This is a genomic window from Acidovorax sp. 100 (assembly GCF_003688355.1).
Taxonomy (GTDB): domain Bacteria; phylum Pseudomonadota; class Gammaproteobacteria; order Burkholderiales; family Burkholderiaceae_C; genus Acidovorax; species Acidovorax delafieldii.
On record NZ_REFD01000001.1, the window covers coordinates 4,830,161 to 4,849,218 of the forward strand.

The window sequence follows — 19,058 nt, forward strand, 5'->3', positions numbered from 1 at the left end:
AACGTAATGTAGACCGCACCAAGCCGCAGGCCATATCTGGCGCTTGCGGTCTAAACTGGCACGCAGAGAACGCCGTAAGGGGCTTGTAGCCTAGCTTTGTGGCGCGTGAGCTGCATGAAAAAGCATTACTAAATTCAGCCATGAAACCCGCCGCCCCTCCTGTGTTGCGCGCCACACGGTTGCTGGATTTGGTCCGTGAGCGAATTCGTTCCAAATACTATAGCTTTGCGCATGCGGCTGGGCCACTCCATGGAGTCGTTCATCGTCGAGCGACGGCTCTGTGGCTGTGGACTGACGGACTGCTCTGGGCCCTAAGCAGACGCCTGCGCCAGTCCCAAACGCTCATCTTTCTTCCACCTACTGCGCTTCGTAGTACGAGCCACCTTCAACTGCACCAGTTGCAAGAAAAATGGTAAACGGGTGCCATGTGTCGTCGAACATCCACGCTTCGCCTCTCAACTCATCGTCATGAAGGGATAGATCGCGGAAGCCATCCCAAGAGATGCGGCGCGAGCGCCAAACGACGCCCCCTCCCCTTTGTCGAAGTTCGAAGTCTGTGGGACTACAAAGCAGCAGACATCCAGTGCTCGGCACTTCCAGCGCAGACTCAATGTCACCCCCGAACTCTTCAAGTAGCTCCCCGGTCACCGTGTTCACCCTGTAACCTTGGCCGCCAGCAAGCACATTTGCTTCAAGTCCCCTTCCATCCGCGAAGACGGCTGAAAACTTCGTGAGTCCTGGCTGGAAATTTCCAACCCAGCAGCGGTTTTCGTCCGCGCAAAACTCTACGACCAGACCCTCGCGATGCTTACCTTGTCCAGTCGCACTGAATTGGCGCGGGAAATTGCCCACTCCAGGTAGTCCAGGGAGAATTCTGGGAGCACTCAAAAATTCCATATGACGTCTATGTCCGGTTCTGGCCGAATTCTGCCCCACGCACTCGGCAGCCATCTTTTACTTTTGTAATCGTGTTTTGGCACTGCGGCCTAGGCCCCGGCCTCCGAGGCGGCGGGGATGGTCACGAAAGCTGCTAAGCGGCACGCCTAGCATAGCCGCCAGATTGGGCTGGTCGTACCAGCAGGAGCGCCAACGCGCGACGGTGTGGGCCGCATCTTCGCCAGACAAGGCACACCTCCAGCGGCACATTTTGGCCACCCGTTGACAGAGAGGTTACACCCACAGTCTGCTAGGGGCCCGCCAACGACGCTCGCCGTGGGGCAGAATTCGGCCAGAACCGGACGTTCGCCTGTAGGGCGGAAGTTCGCGCCAGGACCTGACATCGAGGGGTGAAAATTGCGTTTAGTAGATGAACTTGTGGAAGTCGTCGAGCCAGCTTTGCCCTTGATTACGGAGTGGGCTGCAAATGCCGAACTCTCGGTCGAGATACTGCCTCCTTCCTCGAACTGCGGTGATGTCCTCGTTGAGTTGCAAGTGACCACTCGGTCGGTCCTGGGGGCTATCGCCTATGGGACGGGTGGCATCCTAGTGGACGGCGGATGGCTCAGAATGCTTGGCTCTGGGCATCCAAAGCTAACCCGCAACATAGCGATGTGGAACACCGGGAGGTCTAACGGGTTTTGTCTTGTGGCTGACGATGCTGTTGGTGGTTTTTTCGCGCTCAACGGCGGAGCATTCGGTGACGACCTCGGTTCGGTGTACTACCTTGCGCCTGACACGCTGGAATGGGAAAACTTGGGGGTCGGCCATGCTGCATTCACACAGTGGGCATTCACCAAACAGCTCCACACCTTTTATGCTGAAATGCGATGGCCTGGCTGGGAGGAAGACGTCGGTAATCTACCTGGGGACCAGTGCTTGAACTTCTACCCATTCTTATGGAGTGAGCAGGGGTCGGCGCAGACCAGTTTTAGACGGCCGGTCCCTGTGGACGAGCAATACGCCTTCAACACCGCACCGGGGCAGTGAGAAAGTAGTTCGGTGTGGCAGGATGCGGCCAGTAGCAGTCGGTGGTGGGTTAAAGAAGCAGACATTCAACGTTTGAATTCAGCCGCCGCCGAAGGCGGTCGGCTGGAATGACAGGTTAGGTGGCATTGACAACGCTCACCTGAATTGACGGTCGTAGGCGGCCACATGCTCGGGGAACAACTGACCGTACAGAGGGTACGGAATTCCCAACACACTGACCTCAGCATACGGCTCCTCAACTTCGCCAGAGTAGTCGAGGATGCTCACACCCTGGCAAGGTATTGAAACCCCAGACTCAGTTCGGACTGATCTACATGATTGGATGCGCACTCCGGTTGAATGGAGGAGTAGGCCTCCAACGGCTCGAAGACTCCGAATGCGACACCGATTGGCGCGTCGCCCAACTCCAGCGCCGAATGGCCAACCAGAACTGATCCTGCGAAGACAGCGAATCTGGCCATGTGCCACCTAACGTAATGTAGACCGCACCAAGCCGCAGGCCATATCTGGCGCTTGCGGTCTAAACTGGCACGCAGAAAACGCCGCAAGGGGCTTGTAACCTAGCTTTGTGGCACGTGAGCTGCATGAAAAAGCACTACTAAATTCAGCCATGAAACCCGCCGCCCCTCCTGTGTTGCGCGCCACACGGTTGCTGGATTTGGTCCGAGAGCGAATTTGTTCCAAACACTATAGCTTTGCGCATGGGGCTGGGCCACGCCATGGAGTCGTTCATCGTCGAACGACGGCTTTGTGGCTGTGCACTGACCAACTGCTCTGGGCCCTGTGCTGTCCTTGCCTAGTTTGTGGATGCGAGGTCTGATTACAGGCGAGCTGCAAAACGTGATGATGCTTCGCTCAATCCCATGTTTTCTGCCGCCCGCCGGAGTTCCGCCCAAAAAGCTGGAGGGGAATGGCAAAGGTTGCCAAGGAACTCAGCTTCTTCCAGCGCCAACTCGAGTTTGTTGTGATTTAGGAACTCATCCATCTGCTGAAGAGCGTCTAACGCCTCATTGGGTAGTGGAGACGGAAGGTGACCCTTACTTGCAATCAGGTGTCGAGACGTGGTTGCCCAAGAAGACCTTAGATCCTGGCTCGCCATTGTTGCCACCTCCATTTACCGATGCCCGCTTCTGGCCGAATTCTGCCCCATGCACTCGGCGGCCATCTTTTAATGATGTAATTTCGCGATGACGTCCAATTTCCGCCATGTCGCACTTATAGGCAAGTACCAGACTTCAGCTGCAGGCGCCCCCGGTGATGGCTCTCGCCGGGCTTTGGAGGATATTGCGCATTTCTTGGAGCGCCAGGGATGTGAGGTGGTGCTGGAAGCGGAGACCGCCAGCAATACCGGATTGACACACTACCCTTCCTTGAATGTAGACCAGATCGGTGCACGGTGCGATTTGGGGCTGGTGGTGGGGGGAGATGGAACGATGCTCGGCATTGGCCGACGCTTGGCGCGTTTTGGAACGCCGCTGATCGGCATCAATCAGGGCCGGCTCGGCTTCATCACCGACATTCCCTTCGACACCTATCAGACCACATTGCCACCGATGCTGCGAGGTGCCTACGAAGAAGACCAGCGGCCTTTAATGCACGCAACAGTCGTTCGCGATGAACGTGTGGTGTTCGAAGCCTTGGCCATGAACGATGTGGTGGTCAACCGTGGCGCGACATCGGGCATGGTGGAATTGCGTGTCGAAGTTGGTGGGCAGTTTGTGGCCAATCAAAGGGCCGACGGCCTCATCATTGCCTCCCCCACCGGATCGACCGCATATTCGTTGTCTGCGGGCGGCCCCATGCTTCACCCATCCATCCCGGGCTGGGTGTTGGTTCCTATAGCGCCACATACGCTGTCCAACCGCCCTATCGTGCTCTCCGATGCGACTGAAGTGGCTGTCGAAGTGGTGAGCGGGCGCGATGTCAGCGCGAACTTTGACATGCAATCCCTTGCGTCCTTGCTGCATGGCGACCGCATCCTCGTAAAACGCTCTGAGCACCGCGTGCGATTTCTACACCCTCAAGGCTGGAACTACTTCGCGACTTTGCGCAAGAAGCTGCGCTGGAACGAAGGGGGCTCATGACCATGGCACTGCGGCGGATAACCCTGCGGGATTTTGTGATCGTTCAAACGCTGGAACTTGACTTGCGCAGCGGCTTTACCGTGTTGACTGGTGAAACCGGGGCGGGCAAGTCCATCTTGATTGACGCATTGCAACTGGCACTGGGAGCACGCGCGGATGCCGGGGTAGTACGGGAAGGATGCAGCAAGACCGACATTTGCGCGGAATTCGAATGCCCTGCCCATGCCCGCCCATGGCTGGAAGAAGCCGGGTTTGAAACCGATGACTGGCTGCTACTGCGCCGTACCGTCGACACACAGGGCAAGAGCCGCGGTTGGATCAATGGGACACCAGCGACAGCTTCACAGTTACGTGCCTTGGGCGAGATGCTTCTCGACATACATGGTCAGCACGCATGGCAAAGCCTGACCCGCCCAGAGTCGGTGCGCGGCTTGCTGGACGCTTTTGCCGGTGTGAATACCGGCGATACAGCATCACGTTGGACGCAATGGCGCGCTGACCTCAAGGCATTGCAGCAGGCACGCGCAGCACAGGCAACGCTTCAGCAAGAGCGCGAGCGCCTGCAGTGGCAAATCAGCGAAGTGGACAAGCTCGCGCCAGGCGACCTGGAGTGGGAGGATCTTGACGCGCAACACAAGCGCCTATCGCACGCGCAGGCGTTGCTGGATGGGGCCCATGGAGCGCTTCAAGCTTTGCAAGAAGACGACGCGGGAGCCGTTTCCGCACTGACCCACGCACATTCGCTGCTTCAGGCGCAAGAACACATTGAGCCAGAGTTCGCCAATCTGGCCGATATCCTGGCGTCGAGTCTGGCGCAGACGACCGACGTGGTGCATTCTCTGCACACCTATTTACGCCATGCGGACATTGACCCCCAACGTTTGGCAGAACTGGACGAACGCATGTCCTTGTGGATGGGACTGGCTCGCAGGTACAAACGCCCTCCTGCAGAACTACCCGCTCTGCTCAAGGACTGGAAAGCATCCATGCGCCAGCTTGATGCCGCCACCGATCTGGAAAAGCTGCAAGCCAACGAATCCGCCAGCGCCAAGGCGTACCATGCGGCGGCGCGCGCACTGTCTCTGGCTCGCGCCAAAGCAGCACCAAAGCTCTCCGTGTCCATCTCTCAGGCCATGCAAGGTCTTGGGATGGAGGGCGGCAAATTCGAGGTGTCAGTGACGAAGGCGTCGGAGCCCTCTCCCGACGGGATCGATGATGTCGTTTTTTTGGTGGCGGGACACCCTGGCATGACCCCCAAGGCCGTCGGCAAAGTCGCCTCCGGCGGGGAGTTGTCCCGCATTTCGCTGGCGATCGCAGTCACAACCAGTGAACTAGGCTCCGCCCCCACACTCATTTTTGACGAGGTGGACTCCGGCGTGGGTGGCGCAGTCGCCGAAACCGTGGGACGTTTGATGCAGCAGCTGGGACGCGACCGCCAAGTGCTGGCAGTAACTCACCTGCCCCAAGTAGCAGCATGTGCGCATCACCACCTCAAGGTGGCAAAAAACAAAAGCGCTCAAGGCACAACCAGCTCCGTGCTGGTTGTGCAGCAAGACGAGCGTGTGGCAGAAATCGCCCGCATGTTGGGTGGGGAGCGCGCTACCGAGACCACGCTGGCGCACGCGCGCGAAATGCTGGGCACTGCGACACCGGAGTTGGTCGCGGCGCCTACCCCACCCGCTCCCTCCTCTAACGCCGCTAGGAAACGCTGATGGCCCTTGAAATTGTTGTCATCACGGGCATGTCGGGATCTGGAAAATCCGTCGCCTTGCACGCACTGGAAGATGCTGGCTACTACTGCGTAGACAACCTGCCGCCGGAGCTACTGCCAGCCTTCGTAGCGCTCGAACACAAACACCATGGCAACCGCGTAGCCATTGCAGTGGATGTCCGCAGCGCAACGTCCTTGCATCAAGTGCCTCAAGAGTTGAGCCGTTTGCGCAGTCAGGGCGTGGCCGTCAAATCCCTTTTTCTGGATGCCACGATTGATACTCTGGTGCGGCGTTTCTCCGAGACGCGCCGCCGCCATCCCCTGTCGCACGACGACCTCCAGCAAGGACGCAGGGCCTTAGTTCAGATCATTGAGCTGGAGCGTGAGCTGCTGGCTGAACTGCGCGAACAGTCACACGTGATCGACACCAGCACCATCCGCGCCTCCCAGTTGCAAAGTTATGTCAAAGGCCTGATGTCCACGGCGCAAGGGCAATTGACCTTGGTTTTCCAGTCATTTGCTTTCAAACGCGGTATTCCCATGGATGCCGACTACGTCTTCGACGTGCGCATGCTGCCCAACCCACACTATGAGATCGCGCTCCGGGACCTCACAGGACTGGATCAGCCGGTGGCTGACTTTCTGGACCTGCAACCCGAGGTAGACCTGATGCGAGCCCACATTGAAAAATTTCTAGCACACTGGCTGGACATGCTGGATCGCAATCACCGAAGCTACGTCACCGTAGCCATCGGCTGCACCGGTGGACAACACCGCTCTGTCTATCTGGTGGAGAAACTGGCGCAAGCCTTCAGCGACCGATGGACTGCATTGAAGCGGCATCGTGAACTGGATGGGCGCTGACCATTGCCTTCACAAGCGAGCTCTTGGAGCCAACCTCTGGGGAACAAGTTGTGGAGCTTGGCGCCAACGAAGCGAGACCTCCGCGACTGAGAGAGCGCTCCCGTTTGAATTCACCATAGCGAAGATTGCGTAGTGTCCAGCAACTTACGAATGGGCGCCGGCAACCCCACCAAGGACCACTGATCTGGCCCCAGCCACTCTCCGCCCTCCACGGTAGGCACCATTCCGTCGGTCTGTATCACCAAGGGGTGAAGATGCAAGTCCCGGTGCGTGAGGACATGCACAAATGGCTGCAACTCTTGCTGCGCATACTGCCCATCGCTACCCAAAGCACTCACAAAAATATCCCGCGACTCCAGGTCAGCGAACACGGGCACGCAGTGCATTCCCGCCCAGATCCCAGTGGGTGGGCGGCGTTGCAGCCAGATGCGCCCCTCGCCATCGCGCAGGATCACCAATTGCCAGGATTCAGCCCGGCGTGACAGTTTGCGGGTTCTGACGGGATAGCGTTCAGGCCCCCCCTCCTTGAAAGCTGCGCAATCGCCCATCAAAGGGCAATCGGAGCATTTTGGAGAGCGGGGTGTGCACAGGGACGCCCCCAAGTCCATCAGGCCCTGGGTGTAACGGGGCATCGCCACATCAAGATCGCGCACTGGCAACAGCGCATCGGCATGCTCCCACAGAAGGCGTTCGTTTTTGGCAGAAGCCAGATCTTGGCCAAAGCCCAGCAGACGCGTCAGCACCCGCCGCACGTTGGCATCCAGAATGGGCACGCGCTCTGAAAAACAAAACGCGGCAATAGCGCCTGCGGTTGAACGCCCAATGCCCGGCAAAGACGCCAATAGCGACGCCTTTCGCGGGAAGGCGCCACCATGGTCGGTCATGATCTGCTGAGCGCAGCGATGGAGATTGCGTGCACGACTGTAGTAGCCCAAACCACTCCACAAGCCCAGGACCTCATCTTGAGGGGCTGCCGCCAGGGCGCTCACATCAGGAAATCGGCCCAGAAAGCGGGCGTAGTAGTCCAGCACAGTGGTGACCTGAGTCTGCTGCAACATGATCTCCGACAACCAAACCCGGTATGGATCGCGGGTCTGTTGCCAGGGCAGATGGTTGCGCCCATGTACAGCTTGCCAAGCGACTACCCGCGCGGCCACACCCTCCCGGGATTCAGCACTCATGCGGAAACCGGATGCGCGTCAGTCAATGCCGGTGCAGCCCCTGGCAGAGCCACCAACCTGGAAGTCAGCTCATGCAACTTGTTCTCTAACTGGTCGAGTTCCTCCTCGCCAGCCTCGATCTCCGAGATGCGCTCCACCAAGCCGCTGGCAGCCTGTTGGATGCGGTCTACGGCCTCCATGCGGCGAGCAAAGCTGCGACGCCGTTCTCGCAGCTGTGCGTCCAATTGCGCAGTGGCTGATTTGCTCCACAGTTCCAGATCATTGGCCGCTGACTCGTACACCGTGCGCAAACGCATGGCCAGCGCGCGCACCAGGCGCTCCGCAAACTCGGGTTGCGCCAACTTGAGAGCATTGCCCATACCCAGGTACTGCAAATGACTCTGCTCGATCTGGTGCAGGTCTTGCGCAAAGTGTTCAAGCTGCGGCGGCGTGGGCACCTGCAAAGAAAAACCGAACTCTGCATTGAGCTGCCTGAAGGTCCCGCTGAGCATGGCCTGAATCTCGGTACCAGAGGCTTGCGCCTTGTCCAAGGTGCCGCGCAGTTTGTCAAAGGTCTGGACGTATATTTTCTTCACGCCCAGCTTGAGCCCCTTTTGCTGCAATGTCTGGGCCAGCTCGGCCAGCTCTGCTTTGAGCGCCTTGGCGCCCAACTGCTGAAAAACGTCTCGCAGCAACTTGAGGTGAACCGCACGCACCGCCTGGATCTTGGCAGTGCTGAGATCAAACTCACGCTGCTCCTGCTCAATGCGATGGCGCATGGATTCGATCACCGATGCGTTCTTACCCCGCAGACTGCGCAACTCGGCCATTTGGTCATCGAGGTCGCGGCGTCGAATATTGATGACCCGCGACGTTTCCGTACGCAGGCTCGCCACCCCTGCCGCTACCGCGGCGCGCAGTATGGACTGACGTCTGCCCATGATGCCTTTGGCAAGGGCCTCTTCCAACGCTGGCAGTCCACTGGTTTCCAGTAAAACGTCGTCCGCAGTGATCTTGGCCACCAAGCCTTTTTGCGCAGACACAGGCACCACACGGTCCAGAGACACGCCGAGCATCTCGGCGGAAGTCGCGCACTGGCGCTCCATCTGCGCCTGGACCTGCTCGGCGGTGTTGAGCGTATCCCAGAGGGTGTCGATCTTGTTCAGCACCACCAAACGCGCTTCCATGCTCTCGGGCGAGATGGCCAGGTGCTCGCGCCAGATCGACAGGTCAGAGCGCGTCACCCCGGTGTCGGCACTCAGGATGAACACCACTGCATGCGCCTGGGGGATGAGGTTGACCGTCAGCTCGGGCTCTGCACCCACTGCGTTCAGGCCAGGCGTATCCAGAATCACCAAACCCTGCTTCAGGAGCGGATGGGGGATATTGATGATGGCGTGGCGCCACATGGGCACCTCTACCAAGCCCTGCGCATCAGGCACAGGGTTTTCATCTGTCAGATCGTCATGCCAGAAACCCAGCGCACGCGCATTGTCCAAACTGACCTTGCGAACCTCGGCCACTTTTTCCAGTGCTTTGGCAATCTGGTCGGCGTTGCCAACATCCAGCGGGATTTCCTGCCAACGGTCGGTCTTGACCCGCCACTCCGCCAGGCTCTGCATCTGAAGTCGAGTCTCAATGGGCAATAGCCGCAAGCTGGGTGCAACATTGGCGTCATACCCCAGTTCGGTGGGACACATGGTCGTGCGGCCCGCACTGGCAGGCATGATGCGGCGACCATAGTCAGCAAAAAAGATCGCGTTGATCAGTTCGGATTTTCCACGCGAAAACTCCGCCACAAACGCCACCATGACCTTGTCGCTGCGTACCTGCTCTTCCAGCCGCTGCAGGCGCTCTTGCACTGCTGCATCCATCAGGTCGTGCGTGGCCATCCAATCGGCCAGCCGCTTGAGCTGCTGGGCGAACTCCCGTCGCCAGACGCCATGCTGGTCAAACTGTTCGTTGAATGAAGGTCCCACTTTGCTCCCAGAGATCTATGGATGGCCCGCGAGGCAGGTATATACAAAATATAGCATCGACCGTCCGCCAGCTGTCACAAACCGTCCATCGGAAGGCAGCATCTATGGGCGCTGGCACTGGCGGCAGAAGTAAGTGCTTCTCTGTCCCTGGCGAATCAGCTCGATGGCTGTACCGCATACATGGCAAGGCTGACCATCGCGGCCATACACGTTCGCGGCCGTCTGAAAGTGGCCAGCCATTCCTTCGGCATTCGAAAAATCGCGCAGCGTGCTACCGCCCATCTCCACAGCGCGGGCCAGCACCGAGCGAATGGCCTGATGCAGCTTATGTACTCGTGCCGGACCAATGCGTGATGCAACGGTAGTAGGACGGATGCCAGACAAAAAAAGCACCTCAGAGGCGTAGATATTCCCGACCCCCACGACCACGCGCCCCGCCAGAAGCAACTGTTTGATAGGCATCCGGCTTTTCTTGAGTCCTGCCTGAAAAGTCGGAAGTAGAAACTCCTCAGACAAGGGCTCCATACCTAAGCCGCCCAGCAATTTGGCGGCTACCGGCGAGTTCTCTGATGGCGCATAGACCACCGCGCCAAATCGTCGCGGGTCATGCAGGCGCAGCGTGCCCCGGTCGGTGACAAGGTCAAAGTGGTCATGCCCCCCCGCTTCTGGCATGTCTGAAGCAAAACGCAGGCTACCCGACATCCCCAAATGCAGAAGCAGAACGCCTTGGTTCATATCGAGCAACAGATACTTGCCCCGCCGGCGCAATCCGACCACTTGTTGGCCTCCCAGCAACTGCGGGTCACAACCCAGAGGCCACCGCAGGGGCTTGCCCATCATCACAGCCTCGATCCGGGCTCCAGCGATCGCGGTAGCAAAACTGCGCCGCGTCACTTCCACTTCAGGCAACTCAGGCATACAAACAACCGGGCAACGGCTTAACAGGCATGGATTATTATGGCCCGATGGTGTTATCCCACAGCTTTCGTACCGTCGCCTTGGTCACCGTGATTGCGGCGTCCGCCCACTCAGCTTGGGCCCAAAAGCCCGCCGGTGAAAGCCGCCCCCCGAGCGAGCCCCCACCGGTAGAATCCAACCCCGCGTTGGACGCAGAGCTGTTCTACGAAATCTTTCTGGGCGAGATCAGTGCACGAACTGGGGACCCAGGTGCAGGCTACGCGTTCATGCTGGAGGCTGCGCGCCGAAGCGCTGACGGGCAGCTCTACCAAAGGGCTGCTGACATTGCCTTGCAATCACGATCAGGCGAATACGCCCTGGCTGCAGCCCGAGCCTGGAAGGAAGCCCTGCCCCAGTCGCGCGAGGCCAATCAGTATGTGCTGCAGATCCTGATCGCATTGAACCGCATCGCAGAAACACCAGAATTGCTGCGCCAGGAACTTGCACAAGCCTCTCCTAGGACCAAGGCGTCAACGCTGGCATCTTTGCCACAACTGTATGGACGCGCAAGTGACAAAGCGCTGGCCGCCAAGGTGGTGGAACAGGCCCTGGTCAATGAACTCACCAACCCTGCCACCGGACCCGAGGCCTGGGTGTCGCTGGGCCGCTTAAGACTTGCAGCGGGCGACAAGGCCGGTGCGCTGGACGCAGCACGCAGGGCCCAGGGCCTGGACAATGCCAGCGAAAGCGCGGCCCGGCTGGCGCTGGAGCTGATGGACGAAGGCCTGCTGGACGCAGAGCCCATCGTGATGCAAACGCTGTCCAGACAACCCATCCCGGACCTGCGCATGGCGTACGCTAGGGTATTGCTGGGCCTTCAGCGCTACCCCGAGGCTAGTCGCCAGCTGGAGACGGTCACCAAGGAAAAGCCTGACCTGGCAGAGGCGTGGTTGGTGGCCGCCACCTTGCAGTACCAGGACAACCGCCTGCCTGCCGCAGAGGCATCGCTGCAACGGTTCATGGAACTGGCATCTGCATCTGATGACACCGACCTGCGGCGAAAGAGCCTCACGCAAGCGTACCTACTGCACGCGCAGATTGCCGAGAAAAAGAAAGACTTTGCAGGCGCAGAAGCCTGGCTCGCACGGATCGACAATGCAGAGGAAGTCTTTGGTGCGCAGACGCGCCGCGCATCATTGCTGGCACGCCAGGGCAAGCTCGCCCAGGCGCGGGCCTTGTTGCGCAACCTGCCAGGCAATTCAGCAGACAGCCAACGCATGAAGCTGATGGCCGAAGTGCAGCTATTACGCGACCAGCGCCTGTACCAGGAAGCCTACAAGGTACAAGTCGAACTGGTGGCCCTGGCCCCGGACGACGCCGAACTGGTCTACGACCAGGCCATGCTGGCCGAAAAGGCGGGCCAGCCAGACACGATGGAGAAGCTGTTGCGTCAGGTGATCGCACGCCAGCCAGAGTACCACCACGCCTACAACGCCCTTGGCTATTCGCTCGCAGACCGTGGAGTGCGGCTGGCCGAGGCCAAACAGCTCATACTGAAGGCATTGGAATTCGCCCCCAACGATCCCTTCATCATGGACAGCCTTGGCTGGGTGGAGTTTCGCCTGGGCAACAAGGCAGACGCCCGCAAACACCTCGAAGTAGCCTTCAAGGCACGGCCCGATGTGGAGATTGCTGCACATCTGGGTGAGGTGCTCTGGAGCATGGGCGACAGGGACGGTGCAACACGCGTCTGGAAAGAAGGTCAGCGTGCCAGTCCTGACAATGACACCCTCAAAGAGACCCTGAAACGCCTCGGGGCCTCCCTCTGATGCGAGGCCTTTTCAGCGCCACTTCAAACAGTCGGCTACGGACTCCTCCCCCTCGGTGGGCATGGTGGCTGGTGTTGTGGGCGCTGTGGCTCGCAGGTTGTGCGCAGCCAATGGCCACAGCCCCCATGGATGAAGACAGCTGGAGTGGGCGCATTGCCCTGCAGATCGACGGGCAGGCCTCGCAGTCTTTTTCTGCCATGTTCGAGCTGCGCGGCACCGCCCAGGCGGGTGGACTCGTTTTGCTCAGCCCCTTCGGCAATCGCATTGCGCAACTCGACTGGAAAGATGGTCACGCGCAGCTGCTTAGCGGTCAGGACACCCGTACCTCTGATTCCCTGGACGCGCTGCTCCAGGACGTGACCGGCACTCGCATTCCCGTGACCGCTTTGTTCAGCTGGCTCAAGGGCACCCAGGCCAGCGCGACGGGGTGGCAAGCAGACCTCACCGGCATTGCAGACGGGCGGCTGACGGCACGCCGTAGCGACCCGCAGCCTACCGCCACGCTGCGCATTGCGCTGACTCCCTGACGGCCTGCAAACTGCTGCGGCCAGCAGAGCCGTTCGCACAGCAAAACCTCGCTCCCCACTCTTTCGCCCCATGCAAGCCTTGTATGACGTGCCAGCCCCGGCCAAGCTCAATCTTTTTTTGCACATCACCGGACGGCGTGCTGACGGCTATCACCTGCTGCAGTCCGTGTTCATGCTTGTGGACTGGTGCGACACCCTGCACTTCCAACGCCGCACGGATGGATTGATTTCGCGGGAAGACCTGTCCACAGCGCTGCCCGAAGTGGACCTCTCGGTCCGCGCTGCACATGCACTGCAGGCTGCAACGGGCTGCAGCGAGGGCGCTCACATTGGCGTTCTGAAACGCGTGCCGGCACAGGCAGGCATGGGAGGCGGCTCTTCAGATGCCGCCGCCACGCTGCTGGCATTGAACCGGCTGTGGGGGCTGAACCTGCCAAGACACGCATTGGCAAAGATCGGTTTGCAGCTGGGCGCTGATGTCCCGTTTTTTTTATGCGGCCACAACGCTTGGGTGGAGGGAATTGGTGAGACAATCACGCCGCTTGAGAAAGTGCACCAGCTACCGCAAGCGAGCTTTGTGATCGTGAAGCCCGCAGCAGGTTTGGAGACAAAAGAAATTTTTTCGTCACCAAGTTTGAAACGCGATTCAGATAGTGCTACAATCTTAGGCTTTGCTGCAGCACACTTTGACTTCGGTCGAAACGACTTGCAGCCAGTTGCTCAGGCTCTTTGCCCCGATGTTTTGCAAGCCATTGAATGGCTCAAAGATCGCGGCCTCAAAGGCAGAATGACAGGCTCAGGCAGTGCGGTGTTTGCGCAAATGTCACACGCAGTTGACTTGAGTGGAGCCCCCGAGGGCTGGCAAGTGAAGGCATGTGAAAATCTGATGATTCATCCTCTGGCAGGTTGGGCATCAGGAGAAATTTAAGGTTGGTTGCCCTCGGCAATTGACCTGTGTAGGGGAGTCGCCAAGCTGGTTAAGGCACCGGATTTTGATTCCGGCATGCGAAGGTTCGAATCCTTCTTCCCCTGCCAAACGCTTTCCGCGTACGGGCTTTTATTTCAGACTGCTGGGACGCTCATGCAAGCCAACCACCCCGACTTCATGGTTTTCACCGGCAATGCCAATCCTGGCATGGCAGCTGAAATTGCCCAACACCTCGGCACCACCCTCGGTGCGGCTGACGTGGGTCGCTTCTCTGACGGTGAAGTCACCGTCGAAATCAAACAAAACGTGCGCGCACGTGATGTTTTCGTGGTGCAGTCCACCTGCGCACCCACCAACGAAAACCTCATGGAACTGCTGATCATGGTCGATGCGCTCAAGCGCGCGTCGGCTGAGCGGATCAGCGCCGTGATTCCTTATTTCGGTTACGCCCGCCAAGACCGCCGCCCCCGCTCTACCCGTGTGCCCATCACGGCCAAGGTGGTGGCCAACATGCTGCAAGCCGTGGGCGTGGCCCGCGTGCTGACCATGGACCTGCACGCTGACCAGATCCAGGGCTTCTTCGATATTCCCGTGGACAACATCTATGCGTCGCCGGTGCTGCTGGGCGACCTGCGCCAGAAGAACTACGAAGATCTGATCGTCGTCTCCCCCGACGTGGGCGGCGTGGTGCGCGCACGCGCCCTGGCCAAGCAACTGAACTGTGATCTGGCCATCATCGACAAGCGCCGTCCTAAGGCCAACGTGTCGGAAGTCATGCACGTGATCGGCGAGATCGAAGGCCGCAACTGCGTGATCATGGACGACATGATCGACACCGCCGGCACGCTGGTGAAGGCTGCCGAAGTGCTCAAGGAGCGCGGTGCCAAGAAGGTGTACGCCTACTGCACACACCCCATTTTCTCGGGTCCTGCCATCGAACGCATCGCCAAGGGCACAGCCCTCGATGAAGTCGTGGTGACCAACACCATCCCGCTGAGCGACAACGCCAAGGGATGTTCCAAGATTCGCCAACTCTCCGTGGCCCCGCTGATCGCCGAAACGATCCAGCGCATTGCCAAGGGTGAGTCGGTCATGAGTCTGTTCTCGGACCAGGACAACCTGTTCTGACACGCTCCCCCGGGAGCGTTGCAGTCGGATTGCACGCAGGCCTCCTTCGGGAGGCTTGTCTGTTCGAGAGCAATGCGCAGGCCTGCCGCCATGAAGGCGTCACAGGTCTTTTTTAATCGGGGTACGACTGGTCGCGGTCCACCCTTTTCAGGAGCTAACTATGAACTTCGTCGCTTTTGAGCGCGCCAAGCAGGGTACGGGTGCGAGCCGCCGTCTGCGTAATTCGGGCAAGACGCCTGGCATCGTGTACGGTGGTGCTACCGAGCCACAACTGATCGAGGTGGACCACAACGCTCTGTGGCACGCCCTCAAGAAGGAAGCGTTCCACTCCAGCGTGCTGGACATGGAAGTGGCTGGCGCCACGTCCAAGGTTGTGCTGCGTGACGTGCAATACCACCCCTACAAGCAACTGGTGCTGCACATCGACTTCCAGCGCGTGGACGACAAGACCAAGCTGCACCTGAAGGTGCCACTGCACTACAGCGGTGCAGAAGAGTCCAACGCCGTCAAGGTGGACAAGTGCATGGTCAACCCGATCGTGAACGAACTGGACGTGACCTGCATGCCTTCGGACCTGCCCGAATTCATCGCTGTGGACCTGTCCAAGCTGGAAAAGGGTGCTTCCCTGCACCTGAAGGACATCAAGCTGCCCAAGGGCGTGGTGGCCAAGGTCCGTGGTGGCCAGAACAACAACCCCGTGCTGGTGTCCGTGGTGCCTCCAGTCGTGGTCGTCGAGACCCCTGCTGAAGCCGCTCCTGCTGCCGATGCCAAGGGCAAGGGCAAGGGCAAGAAGTAATTCGCCGGTCAACGACCTCGATCACTTCACCCGGTCAACCCGCTTTGCGGTGTTGACCACGAAACGGCCCACCTTGCGTGGGCCGTTTTCATTGGTGTGGCGCACTTTGCACACCGCACCTCTCTCTCGCCGACTGCATCCTCAGGCAGCGGCAGCAATGCTGACGGCCTTTCTCCACCCCCAGCCACCGATAATCCCGCACATGATCAAGCTGTTTGTAGGCCTGGGAAACCCCGGGCCAGACTACGAGGACACGCGGCACAACGCCGGCTTCTGGTGGATTGATGCCCTGGCGCACGAACTCAAGACCACGCTGGTGCCAGAGCGCAGTTACCACGGCCTGGTGGCACGCACCACGGTGCACGGCCAGAACGTGTGGCTGCTGGAGCCGCAGACCTTCATGAACCTCTCGGGCAAATCGGTGGCCTCGCTGGCGCGCTTTTTCAAAATCCTGCCCGAGGAAATCCTGGTGGTGCACGACGAACTGGACATTGCACCAGGCCAGGTCAAGCTCAAGCGCGGCGGCAGCCATGCCGGGCACAACGGCCTGCGTGACATCCACGGACAGCTGGGCTCGCCCGACTACTGGCGCCTGCGCATCGGCATCGGCCATCCGGGCGTCAAAAGCGAAGTCGCCAACTGGGTGCTCAAGAAACCGTCGCCAGACCAGCGCACGCTGATCGAGGACAGCATCGCCCACTCGCTCAAGGCCTACCCCGCTCTGTTGGCGGGGGACATGGAAAAGGCCACGCTGCTCATCCACACCACCAAACCGCCCCGCCCCAAGCCCCCTCGGCCTGTGGAGGACTGAGGGGCCACCAGTCCATCCAGCCGTTGTGCTGTGGATATCGCTATATATTCAATAGCACGCAAGACATGAACCACTAGCGCAAGCGGTCGATTTGGCTCAAATTACGTCGGCGTGGACGCCTGCAGCCGCTGGAACTTCTGCCACAGGGTTTCGCGGCTTTCCACGTGCTGCGGGTTCACGGGAATGCAGGCCACAGGGCAGACCTGCACACACTGGGGCTCGTCGAAATGCCCTACACATTCTGTGCACTTGTTCGGGTCGATTTCGTAGATCTCCTGCCCCAGGTAGATCGCCTGGTTGGGGCACTCGGGCTCGCACACATCGCAGTTGATGCACTCGTCCGTGATCATCAGCGCCATACAGCCTCCCAGTGCACGGGGCCAAAAACAGGGGCAACGGAGCGAGCGGCGCAGTTCATGCTCCGTATTATCCCGCGCCGGTGGCATGTGCCTTGCGTGCCACACTGCAACCCACCACCGCTGACGGGGACGTTTTTACCGTTATGCTGTGTATACACATTAATTTTGACGCCCCTGCGTCTGACCCACCTGCCAACGCACCCCACCCATGGGCCTGTTTTTTCTCAAGCGGTTTGTCACCCTCCTGGCCACGTTGATTGGCGCCTCCATCGTCGTGTTCCTGGTGCTGGAAATCCTGCCGGGCAATGCCGCGCAGATTCTGATGGGTCCCGATGCCTCTCCCGATGCGGTGACAGCTCTGGCCACCAAGCTGGGTCTGGACCAGCCCGCCAGCCTGCGCTACTGGCAATGGGTGAGCGGCCTGGTGGTGGGCAACATGGGCGACAGCTACGCCTACAGCTCGCCCGTGCTCGACCTGGTGCTGGAGCGCCTGGCGCTTACCGTACCGTTGGCCCTGATGGCCATGGTGATCACCACGGTGCTGGCATTGGCCGCCGGTGTGTACGCCGCGGCGCGCCACAACAAGCTGGGTGACGTGGGCGTGATGGGCCTGGCGCAGATCGGCATTGCCATCCCCAACTTCTGGTTCGCCATCCTGCTGATTCTGCTGTTCTCGGTGAAGCTGCAGTGGTTCTCGGCCGGCGGCTTTCCGGGCTGGACGGAAGACGCTGGCGGCAGCCCGCTAGAAGCCCTCAAAGCCCTGCTGCTGCCCGCCATTGCGCTGGCTGTGGTGCAGGCTGCCATCCTCGCGCGCATCACCCGCTCGGCCGTGCTGGAGGTGCTGCGTGAAGACTTTGTACGCACGGCCCGCGCCAAAGGTCTCACGCAGCGCGCAGCGCTGTGGGGCCATGTGCTGCGCAACGCCATGATCCCGGTGGTCACCGTGATGGGGCTGCAGTTTGCCAACCTGCTGGCGGGCACCATCGTGGTCGAGAACGTGTTCTATCTGCCCGGCCTCGGGCGCCTGATCTTCCAGTCCATCTCCAACCGCGACCTGATCGTGGTGCGCAACTGCGTGATGCTGCTCGCCGCCATGGTGGTGATCGTGAACTTCGTCGTGGACATCCTCTACGCCGTGATCGACCCCCGCGTGAAGGCTTCCGACATCTGATCCCCATGAGCGCCGCCGTGTCCACCCTCTCCTCTTCCACACCCTCCGCCCCCGGCTGGCTGCACCGCGCGCTGCGCCACCGCAGTTTTGTCATCGGTGCGGTGTTGTCGGCGCTGCTGATCCTTGCTGCGCTGCTCTCCTTTGTCTGGACGCCTTGGTCGCCCTACGAGATGGACCTGGCCAACAAGCTGGCGAGTCCCTCCGGCACCCACTGGCTGGGCACCGATGCCTTTGGCCGTGATGTGGCCTCGCTGCTGCTGGTGGGCGCCCGCAACTCCATCCTGGTGGGCGTGATCGCGGTGGGCATCGGCCTGACCCTGGGCACGGCGCTGGGACTGCTGGCCGCCGCCAAGCGCGGCTGGGTGGAAGAGCTGATCATGCGGCTGGCGGACTTCACGTTTGCCTTCCCCGCCATCCTCTCAGCCATCATGATGACGGCGGTGTTTGGTGCAGGCATTGTGAATTCCATCATCGCCATCGGCATCTTCAACATCCCGACGTTTGCACGCGTCACGCGCGCATCGGCCAACGCCGTGTGGTCGCGCGAATACATCCTGGCCTCACGTGCCTGCGGCAAAGGCAGCTGGCGCATCACGCTGGAACACGTGCTGCCCAACATCCTGTCGGTGCTCATCGTGCAGGCCACCATCCAGTTCGCCATCGCCATCCTGGCCGAGGCCGCCCTGTCGTACCTGGGCCTGGGCACCCAGCCGCCCCAGCCCTCCTGGGGCCGCATGCTGAGCGAGGCACAGACGTTGATGTTCCAGGCCCCGCTGCTGGCGGTGTGGCCCGGCATGGCGATTGCGCTGGCGGTGCTGGGGCTGAACCTGCTGGGCGATGGCCTGCGCGACCTCCTAGACCCCCGCCTCTCGCGTAAGCGTTGACCCC

Annotated in this window: 17 protein-coding genes and 1 tRNA gene; 13 read left to right on the top strand and 5 right to left on the bottom strand. The window is 60.2% G+C overall.

All coding sequences use genetic code 11. The features are described 5' to 3' along the window. Positions 1-357: 357 nt before the first annotated feature. Positions 358-897 carry a hypothetical protein gene (locus tag C8C96_RS24900; RefSeq protein WP_158605783.1) on the bottom strand — a complete coding sequence of 180 codons (540 nt, stop codon included), beginning with the start codon at positions 895-897 and terminating at the stop codon, positions 358-360. Between the two features lie 396 nt (positions 898-1,293). On the opposite strand from C8C96_RS24900, the gene C8C96_RS22100 reads away from it, so the two are divergent. The 4 genes from C8C96_RS22100 (at position 1,294) to rapZ (ending at position 6,585) form a co-directional block, all read left to right on the top strand. Beyond that, positions 1,294-1,926, top strand: a complete 633-nt coding sequence (locus tag C8C96_RS22100; protein WP_121943656.1) for a DUF2625 domain-containing protein — start codon at positions 1,294-1,296, stop codon at positions 1,924-1,926. A gap of 1,187 nt (positions 1,927-3,113) precedes the next feature. Then, on the top strand, positions 3,114-4,010 hold the full coding sequence (locus C8C96_RS22115) for an NAD kinase (protein WP_056060503.1): 897 nt from the start codon (positions 3,114-3,116) through the stop codon (positions 4,008-4,010). Between the two features lie 2 nt (positions 4,011-4,012). Continuing rightward, positions 4,013-5,722 carry a DNA repair protein RecN gene (recN, locus tag C8C96_RS22120; protein WP_121944144.1) on the top strand — a complete coding sequence of 570 codons (1,710 nt, stop codon included), beginning with the start codon at positions 4,013-4,015 and terminating at the stop codon, positions 5,720-5,722. Continuing rightward, complete coding sequence (rapZ, locus tag C8C96_RS22125; protein WP_056060499.1) at positions 5,722-6,585, top strand: RNase adapter RapZ; 864 nt, start codon at positions 5,722-5,724, stop codon at positions 6,583-6,585. The genes recN and rapZ overlap by 1 nt, the downstream gene beginning before the upstream one ends. Positions 6,586-6,695: 110 nt before the next feature. On the opposite strand, the gene mutY is transcribed toward rapZ, so the two are convergent. The 3 genes from mutY to mutM form a co-directional block, all read right to left on the bottom strand. Beyond that, complete coding sequence (gene mutY / locus C8C96_RS22130) at positions 6,696-7,766, bottom strand: A/G-specific adenine glycosylase (protein WP_121943657.1); 1,071 nt, start codon at positions 7,764-7,766, stop codon at positions 6,696-6,698. Beyond that, a complete protein-coding gene (locus C8C96_RS22135; RefSeq protein ID WP_121943658.1) occupies positions 7,763-9,724 on the bottom strand; it encodes a dynamin family protein in 1,962 nt (653 codons plus the stop codon). Before C8C96_RS22135 ends, mutY begins: the two co-directional genes overlap by 4 nt. Positions 9,725-9,826: 102 nt before the next feature. Next, positions 9,827-10,642 carry a bifunctional DNA-formamidopyrimidine glycosylase/DNA-(apurinic or apyrimidinic site) lyase gene (mutM, locus tag C8C96_RS22140; RefSeq protein WP_121943659.1) on the bottom strand — a complete coding sequence of 272 codons (816 nt, stop codon included), beginning with the start codon at positions 10,640-10,642 and terminating at the stop codon, positions 9,827-9,829. Positions 10,643-10,671: 29 nt separating this feature from the next. On the opposite strand from mutM, the gene C8C96_RS22145 reads away from it, so the two are divergent. The 7 genes from C8C96_RS22145 to pth all read left to right on the top strand — a co-directional run bounded on the left by C8C96_RS22145 (position 10,672) and on the right by pth (position 16,640). Then, positions 10,672-12,450 carry a tetratricopeptide repeat protein gene (locus C8C96_RS22145; protein WP_121943660.1) on the top strand — a complete coding sequence of 593 codons (1,779 nt, stop codon included), beginning with the start codon at positions 10,672-10,674 and terminating at the stop codon, positions 12,448-12,450. Between the two features lie 110 nt (positions 12,451-12,560). Beyond that, the gene (locus C8C96_RS22150; RefSeq protein WP_233584294.1) at positions 12,561-12,977 is read left to right on the top strand and encodes a lipoprotein insertase outer membrane protein LolB; all 417 of its coding nucleotides are present in this window, start codon (positions 12,561-12,563) and stop codon (positions 12,975-12,977) included. Between the two features lie 70 nt (positions 12,978-13,047). Next, positions 13,048-13,905: a 4-(cytidine 5'-diphospho)-2-C-methyl-D-erythritol kinase gene (gene ispE, locus C8C96_RS22155; protein WP_121943662.1), complete on the top strand. Its 858-nt coding sequence runs from the start codon at positions 13,048-13,050 to the stop codon at positions 13,903-13,905. A 30-nt stretch (positions 13,906-13,935) separates the two neighbouring features. Beyond that, positions 13,936-14,012 (top strand) — tRNA-Gln (locus C8C96_RS22160). Between the two features lie 46 nt (positions 14,013-14,058). Beyond that, a complete protein-coding gene (locus C8C96_RS22165) occupies positions 14,059-15,033 on the top strand; it encodes a ribose-phosphate pyrophosphokinase (RefSeq protein ID WP_056060480.1) in 975 nt (324 codons plus the stop codon). Positions 15,034-15,193: 160 nt separating this feature from the next. Beyond that, the gene (locus C8C96_RS22170) at positions 15,194-15,829 is read left to right on the top strand and encodes a 50S ribosomal protein L25/general stress protein Ctc (RefSeq protein ID WP_056060476.1); all 636 of its coding nucleotides are present in this window, start codon (positions 15,194-15,196) and stop codon (positions 15,827-15,829) included. A gap of 202 nt (positions 15,830-16,031) precedes the next feature. Next, entirely contained in the window at positions 16,032-16,640 is a 609-nt protein-coding gene (gene pth / locus C8C96_RS22175; protein WP_121943663.1) for an aminoacyl-tRNA hydrolase, read from the top strand. A 101-nt stretch (positions 16,641-16,741) separates the two neighbouring features. Here the strand turns inward: pth and C8C96_RS22180 are convergent, their stop codons facing one another. Continuing rightward, entirely contained in the window at positions 16,742-16,999 is a 258-nt protein-coding gene (locus tag C8C96_RS22180) for a YfhL family 4Fe-4S dicluster ferredoxin (protein WP_056060470.1), read from the bottom strand. Positions 17,000-17,207: 208 nt separating this feature from the next. On the opposite strand from C8C96_RS22180, the gene C8C96_RS22185 reads away from it, so the two are divergent. Together C8C96_RS22185 and C8C96_RS22190 are read left to right on the top strand one after the other, a co-directional pair. Beyond that, entirely contained in the window at positions 17,208-18,170 is a 963-nt protein-coding gene (locus C8C96_RS22185) for an ABC transporter permease (protein WP_121943664.1), read from the top strand. A gap of 5 nt (positions 18,171-18,175) precedes the next feature. Continuing rightward, positions 18,176-19,054, top strand: a complete 879-nt coding sequence (locus C8C96_RS22190; RefSeq protein WP_121943665.1) for an ABC transporter permease — start codon at positions 18,176-18,178, stop codon at positions 19,052-19,054. The last annotated feature ends 4 nt before the right edge of the window (positions 19,055-19,058 follow it).